Source organism: Virgibacillus pantothenticus, from assembly GCF_018075365.1.
Lineage (GTDB): Bacteria > Bacillota > Bacilli > Bacillales > Amphibacillaceae > Virgibacillus > Virgibacillus pantothenticus.
Genome location: NZ_CP073011.1, coordinates 307,815 through 326,018 on the forward strand (window position 1 = coordinate 307,815; position 18,204 = coordinate 326,018).

The 18,204-nt window shown below is 37.6% G+C and carries 18 protein-coding genes, 2 tRNA genes, 2 rRNA genes and 1 riboswitch; of the genes, 14 read left to right on the forward strand and 8 right to left on the reverse strand.

Annotated features, from left to right (window positions below; genetic code table 11):
* Positions 1 to 179: 179 nt before the first annotated feature.
* The 4 genes from KBP50_RS01490 to KBP50_RS01505 all read left to right on the forward strand — a co-directional run bounded on the left by KBP50_RS01490 (position 180) and on the right by KBP50_RS01505 (position 3,595).
* Positions 180 to 3,097: ribosomal RNA gene (locus KBP50_RS01490) — 23S ribosomal RNA — on the forward strand.
* A gap of 159 nt (positions 3,098 to 3,256) precedes the next feature.
* Positions 3,257 to 3,372: ribosomal RNA gene (rrf, locus tag KBP50_RS01495) — 5S ribosomal RNA — on the forward strand.
* A 70-nt stretch (positions 3,373 to 3,442) separates the two neighbouring features.
* Positions 3,443 to 3,517: transfer RNA gene (locus tag KBP50_RS01500), tRNA-Asn, on the forward strand.
* A 5-nt stretch (positions 3,518 to 3,522) separates the two neighbouring features.
* Positions 3,523 to 3,595: transfer RNA gene (locus KBP50_RS01505), tRNA-Thr, on the forward strand.
* Positions 3,596 to 3,718: 123 nt separating this feature from the next.
* On the opposite strand, the gene KBP50_RS01510 is transcribed toward KBP50_RS01505, so the two are convergent.
* From KBP50_RS01510 to KBP50_RS21955, 4 genes are read right to left on the reverse strand one after another with little or no spacing between them, the layout of a single operon-like run.
* On the reverse strand, positions 3,719 to 4,597 hold the full coding sequence (locus KBP50_RS01510) for a site-specific integrase (RefSeq protein ID WP_139325395.1): 879 nt from the start codon (positions 4,595 to 4,597) through the stop codon (positions 3,719 to 3,721).
* Between the two features lie 35 nt (positions 4,598 to 4,632).
* Positions 4,633 to 4,938, reverse strand: coding sequence for a hypothetical protein (locus KBP50_RS01515; RefSeq protein WP_050349678.1), 306 nt, complete (start codon positions 4,936 to 4,938; stop codon positions 4,633 to 4,635).
* 4 nt (positions 4,939 to 4,942) lie between these two features.
* The gene (locus KBP50_RS01520) at positions 4,943 to 5,104 is read right to left on the reverse strand and encodes a hypothetical protein (protein WP_157858424.1); all 162 of its coding nucleotides are present in this window, start codon (positions 5,102 to 5,104) and stop codon (positions 4,943 to 4,945) included.
* The gene (locus KBP50_RS21955) at positions 5,079 to 5,360 is read right to left on the reverse strand and encodes an ImmA/IrrE family metallo-endopeptidase (protein WP_236691341.1); all 282 of its coding nucleotides are present in this window, start codon (positions 5,358 to 5,360) and stop codon (positions 5,079 to 5,081) included. Before KBP50_RS21955 ends, KBP50_RS01520 begins: the two co-directional genes overlap by 26 nt.
* Positions 5,361 to 5,574: 214 nt before the next feature.
* Between KBP50_RS21955 and KBP50_RS01530 the strand changes: the two genes are divergently transcribed.
* The 6 genes from KBP50_RS01530 to KBP50_RS01550 all read left to right on the forward strand — a co-directional run bounded on the left by KBP50_RS01530 (position 5,575) and on the right by KBP50_RS01550 (position 9,194).
* Positions 5,575 to 6,054 carry a hypothetical protein gene (locus KBP50_RS01530; protein ID WP_050349679.1) on the forward strand — a complete coding sequence of 160 codons (480 nt, stop codon included), beginning with the start codon at positions 5,575 to 5,577 and terminating at the stop codon, positions 6,052 to 6,054.
* A gap of 2 nt (positions 6,055 to 6,056) precedes the next feature.
* The gene (locus tag KBP50_RS01535) at positions 6,057 to 6,302 is read left to right on the forward strand and encodes a hypothetical protein (protein ID WP_050349680.1); all 246 of its coding nucleotides are present in this window, start codon (positions 6,057 to 6,059) and stop codon (positions 6,300 to 6,302) included.
* A gap of 342 nt (positions 6,303 to 6,644) precedes the next feature.
* Positions 6,645 to 6,779, forward strand: a complete 135-nt coding sequence (locus KBP50_RS22380) for a hypothetical protein (protein WP_280528728.1) — start codon at positions 6,645 to 6,647, stop codon at positions 6,777 to 6,779.
* A 293-nt stretch (positions 6,780 to 7,072) separates the two neighbouring features.
* Complete coding sequence (locus KBP50_RS01540) at positions 7,073 to 8,143, forward strand: ribonuclease YeeF family protein (protein ID WP_280528739.1); 1,071 nt, start codon at positions 7,073 to 7,075, stop codon at positions 8,141 to 8,143.
* Complete coding sequence (locus tag KBP50_RS01545) at positions 8,110 to 8,694, forward strand: hypothetical protein (RefSeq protein WP_050349682.1); 585 nt, start codon at positions 8,110 to 8,112, stop codon at positions 8,692 to 8,694. Before KBP50_RS01540 ends, KBP50_RS01545 begins: the two co-directional genes overlap by 34 nt.
* A gap of 23 nt (positions 8,695 to 8,717) precedes the next feature.
* Complete coding sequence (locus KBP50_RS01550; RefSeq protein ID WP_050349683.1) at positions 8,718 to 9,194, forward strand: hypothetical protein; 477 nt, start codon at positions 8,718 to 8,720, stop codon at positions 9,192 to 9,194.
* Between the two features lie 514 nt (positions 9,195 to 9,708).
* Here the strand turns inward: KBP50_RS01550 and KBP50_RS01555 are convergent.
* Both KBP50_RS01555 and KBP50_RS01560 read right to left on the reverse strand, forming a co-directional pair.
* A complete protein-coding gene (locus KBP50_RS01555) occupies positions 9,709 to 9,873 on the reverse strand; it encodes a hypothetical protein (protein ID WP_156875322.1) in 165 nt (54 codons plus the stop codon).
* A gap of 300 nt (positions 9,874 to 10,173) precedes the next feature.
* Complete coding sequence (locus tag KBP50_RS01560) at positions 10,174 to 10,488, reverse strand: hypothetical protein (protein WP_072741585.1); 315 nt, start codon at positions 10,486 to 10,488, stop codon at positions 10,174 to 10,176.
* A 363-nt stretch (positions 10,489 to 10,851) separates the two neighbouring features.
* On the opposite strand from KBP50_RS01560, the gene KBP50_RS01565 reads away from it, so the two are divergent.
* From KBP50_RS01565 to KBP50_RS01575, 3 genes are all read left to right on the forward strand, one after another.
* Positions 10,852 to 11,073 carry a heavy-metal-associated domain-containing protein gene (locus tag KBP50_RS01565; RefSeq protein WP_050349685.1) on the forward strand — a complete coding sequence of 74 codons (222 nt, stop codon included), beginning with the start codon at positions 10,852 to 10,854 and terminating at the stop codon, positions 11,071 to 11,073.
* Positions 11,074 to 11,575: 502 nt separating this feature from the next.
* Positions 11,576 to 13,480, forward strand: coding sequence for a heavy metal translocating P-type ATPase (locus KBP50_RS01570; RefSeq protein ID WP_050349686.1), 1,905 nt, complete (start codon positions 11,576 to 11,578; stop codon positions 13,478 to 13,480).
* Positions 13,481 to 13,720: 240 nt separating this feature from the next.
* A complete protein-coding gene (locus KBP50_RS01575; RefSeq protein WP_128743235.1) occupies positions 13,721 to 14,428 on the forward strand; it encodes a Crp/Fnr family transcriptional regulator in 708 nt (235 codons plus the stop codon).
* Between the two features lie 366 nt (positions 14,429 to 14,794).
* On the opposite strand, the gene KBP50_RS01580 is transcribed toward KBP50_RS01575, so the two are convergent.
* Entirely contained in the window at positions 14,795 to 16,426 is a 1,632-nt protein-coding gene (locus KBP50_RS01580; RefSeq protein WP_244969444.1) for a hypothetical protein, read from the reverse strand.
* Positions 16,413 to 17,168 carry an ABC transporter ATP-binding protein gene (locus tag KBP50_RS01585; protein WP_050350024.1) on the reverse strand — a complete coding sequence of 252 codons (756 nt, stop codon included), beginning with the start codon at positions 17,166 to 17,168 and terminating at the stop codon, positions 16,413 to 16,415. Before KBP50_RS01585 ends, KBP50_RS01580 begins: the two co-directional genes overlap by 14 nt.
* A 503-nt stretch (positions 17,169 to 17,671) precedes the next feature.
* A riboswitch (SAM riboswitch) is annotated at positions 17,672 to 17,776 on the forward strand.
* 170 nt (positions 17,777 to 17,946) lie between these two features.
* Between KBP50_RS01585 and KBP50_RS01590 the strand changes: the two genes are divergently transcribed.
* Positions 17,947 to 18,120, forward strand: a complete 174-nt coding sequence (locus KBP50_RS01590; protein ID WP_072741588.1) for a YezD family protein — start codon at positions 17,947 to 17,949, stop codon at positions 18,118 to 18,120.
* The last annotated feature ends 84 nt before the right edge of the window (positions 18,121 to 18,204 follow it).

Consider the following 18,204-nt stretch of genomic DNA (forward strand, 5'->3'; position numbering starts at 1 on the left):
GAATGTGTAGCGATGTACAGACTGGACTGACTCGAAGGAGATAAAGGAAACACGGTGAACGCAAGTGAATCGATATTGACTTATCGTATGGAGAGGAAGGAAGTCATGCTAATCGCTATGAGCTGAAGCTAGAAAACCAAAAGCTGAAAAGTAATATGCTTATTCATAAATAGAAAGTTAGTTAAGTGAATAAGGGCGCACGGTGGATGCCTTGGCACTAGGAGCCGAAGAAGGACGGGACTAACACCGATATGTCCCGGGGAGTCGTAAGTAGACGTCGATCCGGGAATTTCCGAATGGGGGAACCCACTGCTCGTAATGGAGTAGTACTTTTATCTGAATTCATAGGATAGAAGAGGCATACCCGGGGAACTGAAACATCTCAGTACCCGGAGGAAGAGAAAGCAAATGCGATTTCCCAAGTAGCGGCGAGCGAAACGGAAACAGCCCAAACCAGAAGGCTTGCCTTCTGGGGTTGTAGGACACTCCATAGGAGTTATCAAGAGATTCTTTAGATGAAGCGATCTGGAAAGGTTGGCCAAAGAAGGTAACAGCCCTGTAATCGAAAAGGAATCTCCTCCGGAGTGTATCCTGAGTACGGCGGAACACGAGGAATTCCGTCGGAATCCGGGAGGACCATCTCCCAAGGCTAAATACTCCCTAGTGACCGATAGTGAACCAGTACCGTGAGGGAAAGGTGAAAAGCACCCCGGGAGGGGAGTGAAAGAGAACCTGAAACCGTGTGCCTACAAGTAGTCGAAGCCCGTTAATGGGTGACGGCGTACCTTTTGTAGAATGGACCGGCGAGTTACGATCGTATGCAAGGTTAAGTGGAAGACACGGAGCCGCAGCGAAAGCGAGTCTGAATAGGGCGATATAGTATGCGGTCGTAGACCCGAAACCGTGTGATCTACCCATGTCCAGGGTGAAGGTCAGGTAACACTGACTGGAGGCCCGAACCCACGTATGTTGAAAAATGCGGGGATGAGGTGTGGGTAGGGGTGAAATGCCAATCGAACACGGAGATAGCTGGTTCTCTCCGAAATAGCTTTAGGGCTAGCCTCAAGGAAAGAGTACTGGAGGTAGAGCACTGATTGAACTAGGGGCCCTCATCGGGTTACCGAATTCAGTCAAACTCCGAATGCCAGCTACTTATCCTTGGGAGTCAGACTATGGGTGATAAGGTTCATAGTCGAAAGGGAAACAGCCCAGACCGCCAGCTAAGGTCCCAAAGTATACGTTAAGTGGAAAAGGATGTGGAGTTGCCCAGACAACCAGGATGTTGGCTTAGAAGCAGCCACCATTTAAAGAGTGCGTAATAGCTCACTGGTCGAGTGACTCTGCGCCGAAAATGTACCGGGGCTAAACGTATCACCGAAGCTGCGGATTGTTCTACGAACAATGGTAGGAGAGCGTTCAAAGTGCAGTGAAGTCAGATCGTGAGGACTGGTGGAGCGCTTTGAAGTGAGAATGCCGGTATGAGTAGCGAAAAAAGAGTGAGAATCTCTTTCACCGAATGCCTAAGGTTTCCTGAGGAAGGCTCGTCCTCTCAGGGTTAGTCGGGACCTAAGCCGAGGCCGAAAGGCGTAGGCGATGGACAACAGGTAGATATTCCTGTACCACCTCATGAACGTTTGAACGATGGGGGGACGCAGTAGGATAAGGAATGCGCACGGATGGATGTGTGCGCCCAAGCAGTGAGAAAGTCGGATAGGCAAATCCGTCCGATAATTTCAAGCTGTGACGGGGAGGGAAATAGAGTACCGAAGTTCCGGATTTCACACTGCCAAGAAAAGCCTCTAGTAAGTTCATAGGTGCCCGTACCGCAAACCGACACAGGTAGGCGAGGAGAGAATCCTAAGGTGAGCGGGAGAACTCTCGTTAAGGAACTCGGCAAAATGACCCCGTAACTTCGGGAGAAGGGGTGCTCCTTTAAGGAGGAGCCGCAGTGAATAGGCCCAAGCGACTGTTTAGCAAAAACACAGGTCTCTGCGAAGCCGAAAGGCGAAGTATAGGGGCTGACACCTGCCCGGTGCTGGAAGGTTAAGGGGAAACGTTAGTGCTTCGGCACGAAGCGTAGAACCGAAGCCCCAGTAAACGGCGGCCGTAACTATAACGGTCCTAAGGTAGCGAAATTCCTTGTCGGGTAAGTTCCGACCCGCACGAAAGGTGCAACGACTTGGGCACTGTCTCAACGAGAGACCCGGTGAAATTATACTATGCGTGAAGATGCGCATTACCCGCGACAGGACGGAAAGACCCCGTGGAGCTTTACTGTAGCCTGATATTGAATGTTGGTACAGCTTGTACAGGATAGGTGGGAGCCATCGAAGCGTGAGCGCTAGCTTACGTGGAGGCAACCGTGGGATACCACCCTGGCTGTACGAACCTTCTAACCCAGGGCCGTGATCCGGTCCGGAGACAGTGTCAGGCGGGCAGTTTGACTGGGGCGGTCGCCTCCCAAAAGGTAACGGAGGCGCCCAAAGGTTCCCTCAGAATGGTTGGAAATCATTCGCAGAGTGTAAAGGCAGAAGGGAGCTTGACTGCGAGACCTACAAGTCGAGCAGGGACGAAAGTCGGGCTTAGTGATCCGGTGGTTCCGCATGGAAGGGCCATCGCTCAACGGATAAAAGCTACCCCGGGGATAACAGGCTTATCTCCCCCAAGAGTTCACATCGACGGGGAGGTTTGGCACCTCGATGTCGGCTCATCGCATCCTGGGGCTGTAGTCGGTCCCAAGGGTTGGGCTGTTCGCCCATTAAAGCGGTACGCGAGCTGGGTTCAGAACGTCGTGAGACAGTTCGGTCCCTATCCGTCGTGGGCGCAGGAGGTTTGAGAGGAGCTGTCCTTAGTACGAGAGGACCGGGATGGACACACCGCTGGTGTACCAGTTGTTCCGCCAGGAGCATAGCTGGGTAGCTACGTGTGGCAGGGATAAGTGCTGAAAGCATCTAAGCATGAAGCCCCCCTCAAGATGAGACTTCCCATCACTAAAAGTGAGTAAGATCCCTCAGAGATGATGAGGTTGATAGGTCCGAGGTGGAAGCGTGGTGACACGTGTAGCTGACGGATACTAATCGATCGAGGACTTAACTAACCATTTTGGAAGATGAATCGTTGGATGATCTCTTATTTAGTTTTCGAGGTATAAATCAGGAATCGATTTTTTTCAACAAAAATCTTGATTTTTTCTCAAAAACGCTTATAATAAGATTTGTGCCTATTTTTTAGCACAACATAACAAATAGCAACTTTGCCTGGTAGTAATGGCGGAGAGGTCACACCTGTTCCCATGCCGAACACAGAAGTTAAGCTCTCCAGCGCCGATGGTAGTTGGGGCTTTGCCCCTGCAAGAGTAGGACGCCGCCAGGCTTTTTACTATACATATTTTTGTAATTATTTTTTGTGTTTGTGGTATAATAAGGTGTAATATTTACATTATTCCACAGTAGCTCAGTGGTAGAGCAATCGGCTGTTAACCGATCGGTCGTAGGTTCGAATCCTACCTGTGGAGCCATTTATGCTTCCATAGCTCAGTCGGTAGAGCACCACCATGGTAAGGTGGGGGTCAGCGGTTCAAGTCCGCTTGGAAGCTCTCTTATAAACGTTAATATCATAGGCTTTTACTCCAAACAGAGTAGAAGCCTATGTTTTTTTGTGGCATTTTTGCCGACATTTTGCCGACCAATTCGTTGTTTAAAGTAATTTTTATTGGATTTTACTGGTTCTTAACATCATTTAATTGCAGAATATCGTCTAGTTGTTCAGAAACAATTTGATTTGTTTCTTTATAAAGATGACTATAAATATTAATTGTTGTTTGAATGTCGGAGTGACCTAATCTTTCTTGTATTGGTTTAGCGTCTATACCCTTGTTAATAAGAATGCTGGCAGATGTATGCCTAAGTGAGTGTATTTTAATATATGTGAGGTTATGGCGATTCAAGAAACGTTTCCACCAATTCTTTAAGGAACTAGGGTTAAAAGGTTTTCCGTTTTCATCACAAAGCAATAAACATCTTTCTTCATCCCAATAATTATTTGAAGCAAGGGGTTCTTTATTTCGTATAGCAATCAATTTTTCTATAGGTTTAAGTAAGGATTTTGATAAATAAATATCTCTTTTCCTAGCTTGTCTATTTCCTTTCTTAATTTCATGAAATTGTAACCCTTTTTGTTTGGAATAAGTTAATGCTTGTCTAACATGTAGAATACCATTATCTAAATCTATATGCTTTTTTAGATCTATCCCAAAAAGTTCTGATCTCCTTAGTCCAGCAGTTATGGCGAGTTTTATTGCAATTTGCCAGTGGGGGACTTCACTTTCTTTATCGAGACATTTTAATAACTCAATGGTTTCTTCCAGGCTATATACTGGCGCTTCCTCGTATTCAACTTTTGGTTTATCAATTTTCTTACATGGATTTTCGTTCATTGCTCCAATCGATACAGCAAAGTTAAATATATTATTAAGTATGCGATAATGATAAAAAAATAGCTGAACTAGAAAGCTTCCCTTTTTTCCATCCAATCGCATTCCGTCTTCTTGCAAGTTATGAAGAAAGTCCACAATATGTTTCCCTTTTATCTGATCCATACGTAGATATTTAAAGGCTGGCAAGATTCTCGATTCTAAGTATACAATATGAAATTAGCTAGAGTAGTATGTGATAAGTGAATTTCTGCATGTTTTGGGTACCACTCCTTTTGTACAAAGTCCACAAAATTTATTTTTTCTGGTTCGTGATAGCCCTCACCTGTTACTTCAGATACAAATTTAATTAATTCTTTTTCAGCTTCTCTAGATCCTTTTGCGGATATTGTTTTATATTTTTTATGACGTTTCTTTGTCCCGGTTTTAGGATCAATGTAGGAACCTAGATCAACTTCCAGTTGCCATTTACCGTTATTTCTTTTTCTAAAATGCCCTCTGGCCATATGCTTACTCCTCCTCCAACCAATGGTTAGGTGTGTCGATATAATCAATAATGTTACCTGTTAGTTTCCCGTTTTCATCAATAAAGACTTTGTCATATAGTGGAACTTTTACTATTTCTTCAGCCTTCTTCTTCCTTCGTTTATGCTCTAGTGAGATAACCTTCATCAAAAAAACCTCCTGTTCGCATTTTATTTGTATACATCTCTAATCTTCTATAAGCAAAGTCGTAATCAACATTAAATAGTTGCATAATGTCATATATTTTATAGTTGTATAGCTTATCCAACATAAATGTTGGTACGCAAAAATGATACGCAAAGTTATTTGCTTGCCATTCCTGTAGATCAATAAACAAAGGGTGCATATTCAATTGACAACCGCAATGCCTAAGGTAATGTCCGATTTCATGACCAAAGTCCATCCAATCTTGTCTTTCAGTGTTTCTGATTAAACTTATTTCGTTGTCTAACCTAAACAGCTTATCTTCTTCATAAATAATATCTACACCCAGTTTCTTTGCTATTATTTTATTTGTTTATCTAAGTCAGCAGGATTTTTTATTCCGATTGATGTGTATAGTTCATATATGTAATCTTCAAGGTGCGTATACAAACCATAACTCCCTATTTGATAGAATGTATGTTCTGTTTAAGATTAAAAAGAGAAGTGTACATGTTGTTCATAGTGATTTTAATAGTGTTTATTGGGAGTCAATAGGATTTGAAGAATATAAAAATAAACTTCTAAAATATTCATTTTTGTATGAATATTATGATCAAATCAAATTTAAGTATGCTTATGTTTATTATTATTTTGTTGCTAAGTATTTAGCTGATAACCTTGAAAAAGAGAATAAAAAAGAAAGAATTCAAAAATTAGTTGTGGATATGGTGAATAATTTATATAAAGATGACTATGCAAATATTCTAATGTTCTTAATTCATCTTTCTAAAAATGAGTTTATTTTAAAACAGATATTGGATGCTGCAAAACAAAGTTTTCCTGATTATAATGAAATTTTACTACAAAGTGATACCGAAGTATTAAATGAGTTAATTGGTGAATTACCTAAATTAGTAGTAGAAGAAAAAATGACGTTGAAAAAAACAGAATAAAAATGCATAAAGATAAAGATGAACTTGAGCGCAATCTAAATATTGAAGAAGTAGCAGAGATGGAAGATAATGACCATGAAATGATAGATAAATCTAATTCGGTTAATCAAGGGTTTAAAGAATTAGAAATGATTGGACAAATCTTGGCAAATTATCCAGGACATATAGAAGGAAGAGATAAAGGGAAACTAATAAATGAAGGCTGGTCTCAGATTATTAAATGTGTTTATAAAGCAAATTACTTCTGAGAAAGATTATTTATTGTCCGAAGCGCAACAAGTTATTAGAAATAATGGTCTAGATAAATTAACTGATAATAAAGCTGAGGAAAAAGCGAAAAAATTTCTTTTTACTTTTGCTAGCTGGTTGGTTTACATTCACCATATTAAAAGTTATATCCAAATCATTAGGCAACAATGATATTTATGATGCAGTGAAAAGAGTTATCAATGAAAACCCGCAAGTATTAAAGAAAATAATCGGAATATCTATTGCTTTAGACCATAAATACAAAATCCCACATACTGAAATTAAATCCGTTATATGATGAAAATAAGGGGAATGTTCTTACCACAGACATAATTAGACGTATGGTAGCAAGGCACCTTCATTTGTTTAAGGTTGATTACAAAGAAAAACAGAAAATGTGTCAAAACGTTGAAATTGATTACAAAGCACAGGTTAAATTAGCGGTAAACAACAAGCAATTAGAACTACATAAATAAATGTAGTATTCAAATTAAGAGCTGAATTAGAGTTAAACATCTGGGGCACAAAATTAACATAAGTCGCTCTCTTTTGCTCAAAACCCACAGCCATATGAAAATATCTGGTACAAACTTTAGTAGTCATTTCTCGCAGCTGATCTGGCGTATATTCCCATACGCCAGATATATTTTTATGCTGCCACTTATATGTAGTTTTCCCATAAACAATTCCATATATTTTCCACTTTTAGTATAATGCACTAAAGGGGTTACATTGAAATGATTACCAATGGGGATAGGAGGGGATTTTCATTAAGGCGCTTTATGTAAGCGACCTTCATAGCTATATTGACAAAACCATATCGCAGCTTGAACAAATACATACACAAGTAAAAAACATCCAGAAGAGCGTAGAAGCCATTATAGTTTTGGAGGATGCGTTTAAAGGGAAAACGGCTAACTCTATTCGAACCTTCTATCAAGAGGTACATATGCCGTTTCTGTTGTTTCTAGAGGGGTTTATTACGAATTACTCTGATACGTTACAGGAAATGAAAAAGTCGATTCAAGACATGGAACCAAACAAAGATGGGGTTATTCGCGAGGATTTTCTTTCTCAAGACGTGCAACGAGGTTTTGAGCGAATGGAACAGATTACCATGGCGTTAACGGATGAGGCAAATGCTGTTCTTCACTCGGTCAAAGATATTGTTAACATTCCCAATATAGACGATGGCGAGTTTCTTGATAAAGTACAACATGCGAAAAAGCTGAACCGTCAGACGATAGAGAAGCTCCACGCTTTTGACCGCCACAATACAGCTAAGCTAGACCCCATAGAACAAGATATTCGCATGATGAAGAATTATATTAGTCAAATCCGTGAGTTAGGAAACAATGGGAAGATACGTATTGGCAGCTACCAAGCAAGGCAACTAGATGATCAAAAGTTTCACAAAGAACTTGTAGCTGGTATTGAGAATAAGGCAGTTAGAAACGCAATTGGGCTAGAGGCGGTTCTTGGCGAAGCAGGCAAGCTTCTACTTTCTAGGTATACTCGATTTGCAGCTATTCCTATTCGATATTTACAGAAACATTTTGGATTAAAAACCATGGATTACAGCTACCGGGCTATACATGCAGTTGCAGCAGCATCAGGTGACCGTTTAACTACAGGAGAATTTTCTACCATTGAACACCAAGTAATTTCCGCAGTAGAGGTCTCGGACTATAAAAAAGTGAGACAGGGAACTTACTATACATTGGTGGATGGTAGAATCGTAAGAAAATATCAATCCGAATCTGGAAGTGTAGAATATGAATTAGTGGATACGATTCCTGAAAATCGATGGAGACCAAAGAAGCCAGAAAAAAACTGCTAGAAAGAAGTATGGATGATGCAAAAGAAATGGGAGGAAAAATAGCAAAGGAAGCTTTTGATTTTCTCATTTGGGATGATGCAAAAACGGTGATGGATCCAAGAGCAACGCAACAAGAAAAGGAAATAGCAGCAGCTTCTCTTATGCCTCAAGGAAAAGTTTTTAAGCTATTTAAAGCTGGCGAAGGCGCGCTTAAATTTGCGAATAAGGGTAAGCAGACAGCAAAAAAGGTTAAAAATGTTACAAATTATAGAAAGACTTTTTTTGATAAATATCCTGAGCTTAAGGGTAGTGTTGTGGTACATCATGCTATTGAACAACAAGTTCTTAAAAGGTATCCTAAGCTATTTTCTAAAGAAGAAATTCATGCATTATCCAACCTTCGAGGGATCCCAAAAGAATTCAATAATGATATTCATTTATCAAAAATACGTAAAGAATGGAATAGATTTTATAGAAATAATCCTAATCCCACAAAACAAGATTTTATAGATTATATGATTGAGTTAGATAGGAAATATGGTGATAAATTTAACCCGCGAGTTAAAAGATAATTTAAAAAGGAGGAAGAACTCTAGTGGATTTATATTTTCTGGAACCAGAAGTGGCTGGCGGTCACGGTGAAAAAACTGTTTATGGAACAAAAAAAGATATTGAAATGGAAGGTATATCTGGAAAGGTAAAGTTTTTACACTATGAAATTGAAGGTTGGTTAGGAGATGACCTTTTAGAGGCCACTCCTGCCTTCATTATTTCAGGTAGAGTCGAAAATGAATTAAGAAAGAGTAAGTTTAAAGATTATAAAGTAGAAGAATGTTTAGTCACTACTTCTAATGAATTTAAAGAACTATACCAAAATAAGAAAATACCTTCTTTTTGTAGATTTATTCCATTGGGTACCATTGAAGTAATAGAAGATAATTTTACGAAATGGTCTGGACACCATTTCTGTCTTTCCTCGAAAGGGGAATTAGTAGTAACTAAAGAAGCTTTAGATTTTTTACAGAAATTCTCAATGGAAAATTGTGATATTGAAATCCTAAAACAACTATAACCGATTGCCTACTCTTACGAGTAGGCTTTTTCTATGTGCGCCAGGCATGGCGACTATCTGAGTGGTGCAAGTCCACTGTGGAGGTACACATCAACCAGCCACTAGAGAAGCGCAAGGCACTTGTTAATTAACGGTTATAAAAACTCTCAATCAGAATACCCTCCCTCTAAATTCACTAGGTATAATGGCAATGGAGAACGATGAGATAGTTGAACAGTTTGATAATTTAAAAGACATTAAAGAGTTATCTAGCGAATTAGATGAAATACTAATTAATTTTAATAATTTGAATTTAGGAGACGGTGAGAAGTAGAAGAGATGTTATTTGAAATTCATAGAATTTTAACCACTTTTGAGTGGCATTTTTCAGAGATTAGCGATTTAAATACAAAAATAATAAAAGAGTATAAAGATAAAGTTAATAATGATCATTAGCTACAAAGAGAAGGCCTAAAAACCTTCTCTTTTATAGTGACCAAACAGTGACCAACGAGCGACTAAAAGTTAATTTTTGCTATAAAAACTGACTGATATTGAAAATCACTTTACCATTAAATATTGTCATAACAAGCTTTTGACGAGCCATGACATAAACTGAAAGTTGCTTTTTATACCATGGTAAGGTGGGGGTCAGCGGTTCAAGTCCGTTTGGAAGCTCTCTTATTAACGTTAATATCATAGTCTTTTACTCCATTAAGAGTAGAAGCCTATGTTTTTTTGTGGCGTTTTTGCTGACATACCAATTAATTACTTTAAACATTTTCTAATCTTTTCCACTGTAATTTGATAAAAATAAGTTCGCATTCAAAAGGTTTTATATTGAATACGCCTTTAGTCCGTTGAGCTTGCGCAGCGTGGGAAACAGAAAGCTCCTGATTATGTAATTGATGCCCATAAAATTAGGCCACATTATTTTATTTAGCAGTTTTCAGATCTGTTCCGCATTATGCTCTAGGATCAGGCCTTTTAGATTTCATGATTAAACCTTTGCTAATAATTTTTTACAGTGTTCTTTACAAATTCCTTGAGAATAATATCTGTTTAACAATTCCTTTAAATCTATAGATATTTCATTCTCTGTTAAAAAATATGAAAGTATCTCATAATTTATTTTTTCATTCAAGTAAAATTTTCTGTTTGGAAAAAGTAAATTAACCTTAGAATTGATATTTTTGTTGCTAACTAAACCACTTTCTTGCATAGCAGTAGAAGTTATTATTGTTTCAATAAAATTGATTTCATCTTCAGTTAATCCGTTAGCTTTCATCCATTCACAAACTGTAAACTTTTCCATGAAAAAATCAACTCCTCCTATAAGTATAACATTTTTCCTTTTAATCTCGCATATAAGTTGCCGTAAGACTCCCGCTTCAAGAACTGGAGAATCCATACTACAACAAGTCTAAGTGATAGATAACAGCACCTAAATGCCCATTTCCTTTAGAAGATGTTAGGTCATATCATTACGATACTAACAATAAGCGGGAGATGAGAGGAAAACCTCCACTGATTGAAGATTAACTTTATTTATCCGCTCACAGCTAATGCATTATTTTAATTATAAAGCAAAACTATATCTAAACTTGATATACGTCAATTACTTTCTTTATGGATTCAAATAAAATAGAAGTGGATCATAAATAAGGAGGTTGTAATTATGGCAAAAGCAATTATACAATTAGAGCCATTGACTTGCCCGTCATGTATTAGAAAAATAGAAACAGCATTAGGAAAAGTGACAGGTGTTCAAACGGTAAAAGTTCTTTTCAATGCAAGCAAAGCAAAAGTGGAATTTGATGACGCTAAGGCAAACATAGAACAATTAGAAGAAGCGATCACAAAATTAGGGTATTCTGTTTTATCTAAAAAAATTGCATAGTATGTTAAAGTAATTAGAAACCCTTCCATAAGGGTTTCTAAGCTTTTCTACAAGTTGACATTTGGATATTAGAGTTAGATATTATCTTAATATAAAAATTTATCCCGTATTTAAGTTGCTGTAAGACCCCCACTCAGGAGTTGAATAATCTGTACAGCAACAAAAGTTCTAAGTGGGAGATAACAGCATCTAAATGCCCGATTCGTTTAGAGGCCTTTAGGTCATACCATTATGGTACTAACAATCAGTGGGGATGAAGGAAAACCAATTGATTGAAAATTCGCTTTATGGATGCCTAAGTCTCTTAAGCACCTTTCTAGATACAACCTTGAGAAGTATTCTGATCATCGGTGACATCGAAAAAACAATCTTTTTGTTACTTTTGAGTTCATCTTATTACAGGAAAAACACTATGAACTTGATGGAGGTCAATTACATAAAGGATGAGAGCGATTAGAATAAAAGTAGACAGTTGTACTATTTCTTGAAGGGGATGAGGAAAGTGGTTGCTATTATTCAAAAATATAAACAGCTTCTAACGGCTATATCTTTTACTTTTATCGCTCTTGGCATATTTTTAGGTATATTTGGTGAACAAATGATCAAGAATAGTTTTTTAATCTTTGCGACGGTTATTGCAGGGATACCAATATTCATTAAAGCTTATCAAGCGTTGCGAATGAAGGTATTTAGTATTGAATTATTAGTCACGATTGCTATAACTGGTGCGCTATTCATTCAGGAATTTATTGAATCGTCTGTCGTCGCTTTTTTGTTTTTATTTGGTGATTATTTGGAAGCACGTACACTTGAGCGAACGAGATCATCGTTAAGAGAATTAATGGATATGGCTCCTCAAGAAGCTCATGTTATTCGTAATGGGACGACTATGAAAATTCCAGTTGAAGAAGTAGCAGTTGGCGAGCGCGTGCTCATTCATTCAGGTGGTAAAATCCCAGTAGATGGAAAAATAATAACAGGAAGCGCCTCCATTAATGAAGCAACAGTAACTGGCGAGTCGATACCTGCCGCAAAGAAAGTAAATGATGATGTATTTTCTGGAACGATTGTTGATCAAGGTTATATTGAAATGATTGCTGAAAAAGTGGGTGATGATACCACCTTTGCAAAAATTATTGAATTAGTTGAAGAAGCGCAGGATTCTAAATCACAAACAGAGAAATTTTTAAACAAGTTTTCGCACATTTATACACCAGCAGTAGTTGTTTTGTCAGCTATCGTTTACATCTTGTTGCAAGATCTTCATATGGCGATTACGTTTTTGGTGATTGCCTGTCCAGGTGCTCTTGTTATCGGTGCTCCAGTATCAAATGTAACCGGAATTGGAAACGGGGCAAAACATGGTGTACTCATTAAGGGTGGGGAAGTAATGGACCGGTTGTCCAAAGTAGATACGGTCGTTTTTGACAAGACTGGGACATTAACCAAGGGGAAACCGGAAGTAACTGCAATGAAAGTATGGGATCCACAATTCCAAGAAGATAAATTACTACAGATCATCGCTAAAGCGGAATTGATCTCCGAACACCACCTCGGGAAAACGATCGTTAAGGAGGCAATTTCTCGAAACTTACTGATCAACGAACATGTAGGAAATGGGGAGATTATAAAAGGAAAAGGGATTAAGGTAGTAGTAGAAGGCTGGGAAGTGAGCATTGGAAATGAAAGTCTTATGAGAGAAGAAGACATCATCTTGAATGAAGCTATGCTTTTATATAAAGAAGGTCAAGAAAAGAAAGGAAATACGGTTGTTTTTACTGCTATCAATGGAAAAATAGCAGGTACTATCTCCATAGCAGATCAAGTTAGAGAAGATGCCTATATGGCATTACAAAAAATGAGAAATGATGGTATTAAGCAGATGATCATGCTAACAGGCGATAATAGGCATACAGCTGCCCTTGTAGCCAGAAAATTAAATTTGGATAGCTTTCATGCAGAATTGTTACCTGAAGATAAGGTAAACTATATAAAACAATTAAAACATGCTGGTCATACGGTTGCGATGGCGGGAGATGGAATTAATGATGCGCCGGCTATTGCGACAGCAGACATTGGATTAGCCATGGGCGATGGGGGAACAGATATTTCCATGGAAACGGCAGATGTCGTACTTATGGCAGATAAACTAACGCAATTTTCCCACGCTTATGCGCTAGCAAAAGCAACCATCCGGAATATGAAGCAGAACACATGGATTGCAATTGGTACAGTTTTTCTCTTGCTTTTAGGAGTATTGAATGGTTCTGTTCATTTAGCTTCAGGTATGTTTATTCATGAAGCTAGTGTATTATTAGTCATATTAAATGGAATGCGTCTCATTCGATTTAAATCTGGAATGAGTCAACTAAAAAAACAAGCAACGAAATTTCAGCTACAAAGATGAGAAGGTAACGATTATTGCCAAGCATTTATAGAGCACCAGAAAGTGTTTTAGTGTTGATGATTTTTCCCGTATATAAGGTGCTGTAAGTCTCCCACTTCAGGAGTTGGATAAACTGTACTGCATCAAGTCTAATTGGACAATAACAGCACCTAAATAAACGATTCGTTCATCTAACAATCAGTGGGAGATACACAAAAACCCCCACTGATTGAAGTTCACTTTATCCAGGAATGGGGAGATATGATGCGTTCAAAGGACGAAACAAATTTTAAAGAAGCCTGTAAAAATAATTCAGACCACTATTGTGTATCGGTTGTACCTATTTTTAATCATTTAGATAAACCGCAAATGGATGAAATTATGCAATCAGTTCATGCAGTTACTTTCAAGCGTGGAGAAATTATTTACCGTGCAGGCGATAAAGCTGAATGGTTGTATATCACTCATATAGGAAAGATAAAAATTTATCGTCTTTCAGATGAAGGGAAAGAGCAGCTTGTTCGAATATTACATCCAGGAGATTTTACAGGTGAATTAGCCATTTTCAAAGATACAGTACATGAGGCTTATGCTGAAGCGATGTCATTAGCAAAAGTTTGCATGATTAGTCGTAAAGCTATGCAAAATTTATTATTAAAATACCCGTCCATCTCTTTAAAAATTCTAGAAGAATTTGCTAACCGACTGGAGCAATCGGAGATGCAAACAACACGTTTTGCAACAAAGTCTGTTGACACGAGATTGGGTCTTTTCCTTGTTGAGAATATGGATGAACGAAATCAGCAAGTAGTGCTACCTATGAATTATAAAGATTTAGCCTCTTATCTCGGGACAACACCTGAAACGATAAGCAGAGTTTTAAAGGAGTTAGAAAGAAAAGGCTACATTAAGAAAAAAAGTCAAAAACGAATTGACATATTGGATGCCGATGCTTTATTGCTTATGTGAGAACTGTTTTCTTAATTGGAATACTTATTAATTGAAAAATGGGGTATGTTAATAAATCATTGCTTTTATTACCAATAGAGGATTTGATTTGAATATTACTTCATACTATCAAGGGGCATATTAGTCACATCTTTGATTCAAGTCTATTATATCCCTCCAGTCTTACCACAAATTCTTATATACGACAAAAAGGGCGTCGAAATACTCCCCCTATCGCAAGCTATGGTTTGGTGCTTTCTATCGTATTTTCCCCCATCCTCGTTTAGTAGATGGGGGTTTTACTAAATTATTTTATTTGGGCATATAAGTTGCTGTAAGACTCCCACTTTAAGTGTTGGATAATTTGTACCGCTTTATACCTCTCTTCTATTTCACCTTAAATACCACTCTCCATGAGATGACGGTTGCAAGCATTAAACTTACGAGATACATATACACTCCAAAGTCTATCTTGCTGAAAAATTGATGTGCTAAGAAAAACAAGCCAACTGCAAACATGAGCAAGAATGTTTTCATGGTAGTACCGCCTTGCTGTGCAGATTCAAAGGCTTCTGAAAATGGATACTTCCCATTATTAACAACTTTATAGCTAATTAAAGTAAGCAGAACACCTGTCATAAAGACAACTACAAGATCTGGGATAATTCGTGCAGAGAACAGAAAAATAAAAATAACCGCTAATAAGGTATAAAGTGGCAAATATAATTTTATGATGAACGCTTTTAAGGTTCCGCTATAAATAGCCGAATGATTTTCAATTGGTGCTGTTTGAAAAATCCATGCTCCCTTATATTTGCTTGAATAACGTAGCATCATTACAACAACGCCGATCATAATATTACAAAAATAAATCGTGAAATGCATATTACTATTTGAGAATTGTTCAAAAGAGTTTTCACCCAAATAATTAAAATGGAAAATGAACGGAAAAATAAGTGATAATCCTAATGTGGGGTATACCTTCAGCTTGAATTCCCGTTCTCGAGCCATAATAATTGATGAGAATCGGAAAAATTGTCGTTCTTCTTTGCTCCTGCAAAAGAGACGCTCCAATACAGTATGAATCCTCCTACGCTTCTGTTTAGATTTCTCGGTGCTTTCCATTAGCTTCTGTAAATTGCGCTCGAAGGCCGGCATTAATTTATAATATAAACCAATGGAAATGATGGGACCAATTACTGCCAGTGAAGAAAGGATAATCATTCCATAGGAGGTGTTCCCATTTAAAAATAATTCAAAAGGTGCACCGAACCACATAGGCGGAATAAATATATGCCACCAGCTAAAATCATAAACATAATTAAAATCAACCATTTCAAAGGAGCGAATGACAATTTGATAACCAATAACGATTCCTATAGACAGCAGAATTTGGACATAATTAATCATATCTTTTAGCTTTTCACCACTGAAAAATCGTAATATAAAAATATATACTAATGCTGTAATGGTCATGATGAACAAAATTAATAAAACGATTTCTGCTAAAAAAAGCAGAAAATAACTGATACCTTGAACTCCTAACATAACGATGGAAGGAATTCCGATAAATGCTCCTGTGAGCATGCTCATATAGATCGCAACATGAACAATTTTAGCAGCACTTATCGTTCTTGTATGAATTGGTTTAGTGTGAAGGACGGTTTTATCGCGAACATCTAAAAGTACCGATGAGAAATCTGAAACCATAGACGTCATTAGGATAAACATAGAGACACCGAATATAATACTGATTTGAAAGATATAATTCTCTCCAAAAAATATAAAAGGAATGAGGATTAAGCCGTATAATACATAAATAAATAACGATTTTACAAACTGATTCCCGTATTTCCTTTTATTAGATACGTTAGAAGCAAAAACAGTCGGTGTTCGACGTCCGTCCATTGTTAGCTTGACCTCAAGTATTTTGCGCATCATTGGGTAATCCATTCGAAGCATACGAAAAAGCGGCTGAAGCAAATCAAGTATTTTTAACGAAAAATTAATCATTGGCATCACCATTTGTCACAATGCGAACAAATTCTTCTGCTGTATGTTTGTGCTCATCAAAACCAGTTAATTGGTTGAAAATTCCTTCCAAGGAACCTTGCTTATTTTGTTCTTGTAACTCTTCAAATGTCCCATCAGCGGCAATTTTACCGTCTACAAGTAACACAATACGATTGCTGATTTTTTCGACAACATCCATAATATGCGAAGAATAAAAAATCGTTTTTCCATGTGCGACAAGCTGCTCTAAGATATCTTTTATAATCATTACGCTATTGGCATCTAGTCCACTTAATGGTTCATCAAGAAAAATTAAATCCGGATTATGTAAGAGACTGGAAATAATTAACACTTTTTGCCGCATCCCTTTTGAAAAGGAAGAAATACGTGTATGTAGAACATCTTCCATGCCAAATTGTTGCATCAGACTTTCTGCCTTGTTTGCTGCTTCGTTTTGCTCCATGCCGTAAAGCTCTCCAATAAATGTTAAATATTCATTTGCTGTCAGATTATCATAAATCTCTGCATTTTCTGGAACATAACCAATTTTACGCTTATAGGAATAATCACTTGTTGCAATATCTTCGCCAAAGATTTCTACCATACCACTATATTCTTCCACTAATCCGAGCATAATTTTAAGGGTGGTACTTTTTCCGGCACCATTAGGCCCAATATATCCAATGATTTGTCCTGGATATACATCGAGATTAATTTCATTTAATACATTTTTGCTTCCATAACTCATGGATAAATTTTTTAACGACAAGACTTTTTCCGTAGACAAAACCCCTCACCTGCTCCCTAATAAAATTTTAATTCTCATTCATACAGCCCCAAAGAGCCAAGGATAAATGAAAAAGGGCTTTTCTTTTATGGTGCTTGTGAAGAACAAACCAAATCAATTGCCAACGCGCACTTCATAGGGTCATTATACGATAGTTAAATTTATTTATCATCTAATAATAATTTTATAATGTGGGAAAAAATCTAAAATATGAAGCCCATTTGCGGGTAGCGTCGGGGGGGATCATAGAAGTGTACGATTATTTGTATAGGTATGTTCGTCAGCTGATGGGAATAAGTTTAAGCTGGAAAACCCCTATTTAACGACGATGGACAATCCTCAACAGCGTTCTATACTGTATGTGTAAAATCGATTTGTGTTATATTTACACAAAATTATAAATAAAAGATTGACAATAATACACTTTCGGTGTAAAGTATTAAACAAATTTAATATCACATGATTTCTTATCCAGAGAGGTGGAGGGACTGGCCCAGTGAAACCTCGGCAACAGACTTTGTTAAAGTACTGTGCCAATTCCAGCAAGCATTATGCCTGAAAGATAAGAAGAGCGTTAACTTAAATAATCTACCTCTTCTTATTTGTCAATAGGAAGAGGTTTTTTAATATTTAAAATTGGCGGCTCTTCCATACGTTACATGGACAATTGCTTTACAAGTTCCCAAAAGGTGTTTTGGATGCTTGTACTTTAACAATAAAGAGAAGGGAAGATGAGAAAATGAGTAAATTGGATGAAGTACAATGGGAGTACGTAAGAAAAAGCTTAGATGCAATTGATTTCGGATCTGTAGTCATTACTGTACACGATGGAAGGGTTACGCAAATTGACACAACGGAGAAAAAGCGGTTTGCGAATATAAATAACAATCGTTCATTGCAAAATTCTAAATAAAGCACATGCCGATTAGACAACTAAAGGCATCTTTTACCTTTTCGATTATTTAATAAGGTGAAAGATGCCTTTTACTATGTTAGA

Bases quoted from the DNA above. Each gene is read 5' to 3' on its own strand.
- KBP50_RS01590 (WP_072741588.1), top strand. From the start codon at position 17,947: ATGAGTAAATTGGATGAAGTACAATGGGAGTACGTAAGAAAAAGCTTA.
- KBP50_RS01535 (WP_050349680.1), top strand. From the start codon at position 6,057: ATGCATAAAGATAAAGATGAACTTGAGCGCAATCTAAATATTGAAGAA.
- KBP50_RS01585 (WP_050350024.1), bottom strand. From the start codon at position 17,168: ATGAGTTATGGAAGCAAAAATGTATTAAATGAAATTAATCTCGATGTA.
- KBP50_RS21955 (WP_236691341.1), bottom strand. From the start codon at position 5,360: ATGGACTTTGGTCATGAAATCGGACATTACCTTAGGCATTGCGGTTGT.
- KBP50_RS01555 (WP_156875322.1), bottom strand. From the start codon at position 9,873: ATGATATTAACGTTAATAAGAGAGCTTCCAAACGGACTTGAACCGCTG.
- KBP50_RS01520 (WP_157858424.1), bottom strand. From the start codon at position 5,104: ATGAAGGTTATCTCACTAGAGCATAAACGAAGGAAGAAGAAGGCTGAA.
- KBP50_RS01575 (WP_128743235.1), top strand. From the start codon at position 13,721: ATGATGCGTTCAAAGGACGAAACAAATTTTAAAGAAGCCTGTAAAAAT.
- KBP50_RS22380 (WP_280528728.1), top strand. From the start codon at position 6,645: ATGGTAGCAAGGCACCTTCATTTGTTTAAGGTTGATTACAAAGAAAAA.
- KBP50_RS01510 (WP_139325395.1), bottom strand. From the start codon at position 4,597: ATGGATCAGATAAAAGGGAAACATATTGTGGACTTTCTTCATAACTTG.
- KBP50_RS01545 (WP_050349682.1), top strand. From the start codon at position 8,110: ATGGAGACCAAAGAAGCCAGAAAAAAACTGCTAGAAAGAAGTATGGAT.
- KBP50_RS01580 (WP_244969444.1), bottom strand. From the start codon at position 16,426: ATGCCAATGATTAATTTTTCGTTAAAAATACTTGATTTGCTTCAGCCG.
- KBP50_RS01565 (WP_050349685.1), top strand. From the start codon at position 10,852: ATGGCAAAAGCAATTATACAATTAGAGCCATTGACTTGCCCGTCATGT.
- KBP50_RS01515 (WP_050349678.1), bottom strand. From the start codon at position 4,938: ATGGCCAGAGGGCATTTTAGAAAAAGAAATAACGGTAAATGGCAACTG.
- KBP50_RS01530 (WP_050349679.1), top strand. From the start codon at position 5,575: ATGTATGTTCTGTTTAAGATTAAAAAGAGAAGTGTACATGTTGTTCAT.
- KBP50_RS01560 (WP_072741585.1), bottom strand. From the start codon at position 10,488: ATGGAAAAGTTTACAGTTTGTGAATGGATGAAAGCTAACGGATTAACT.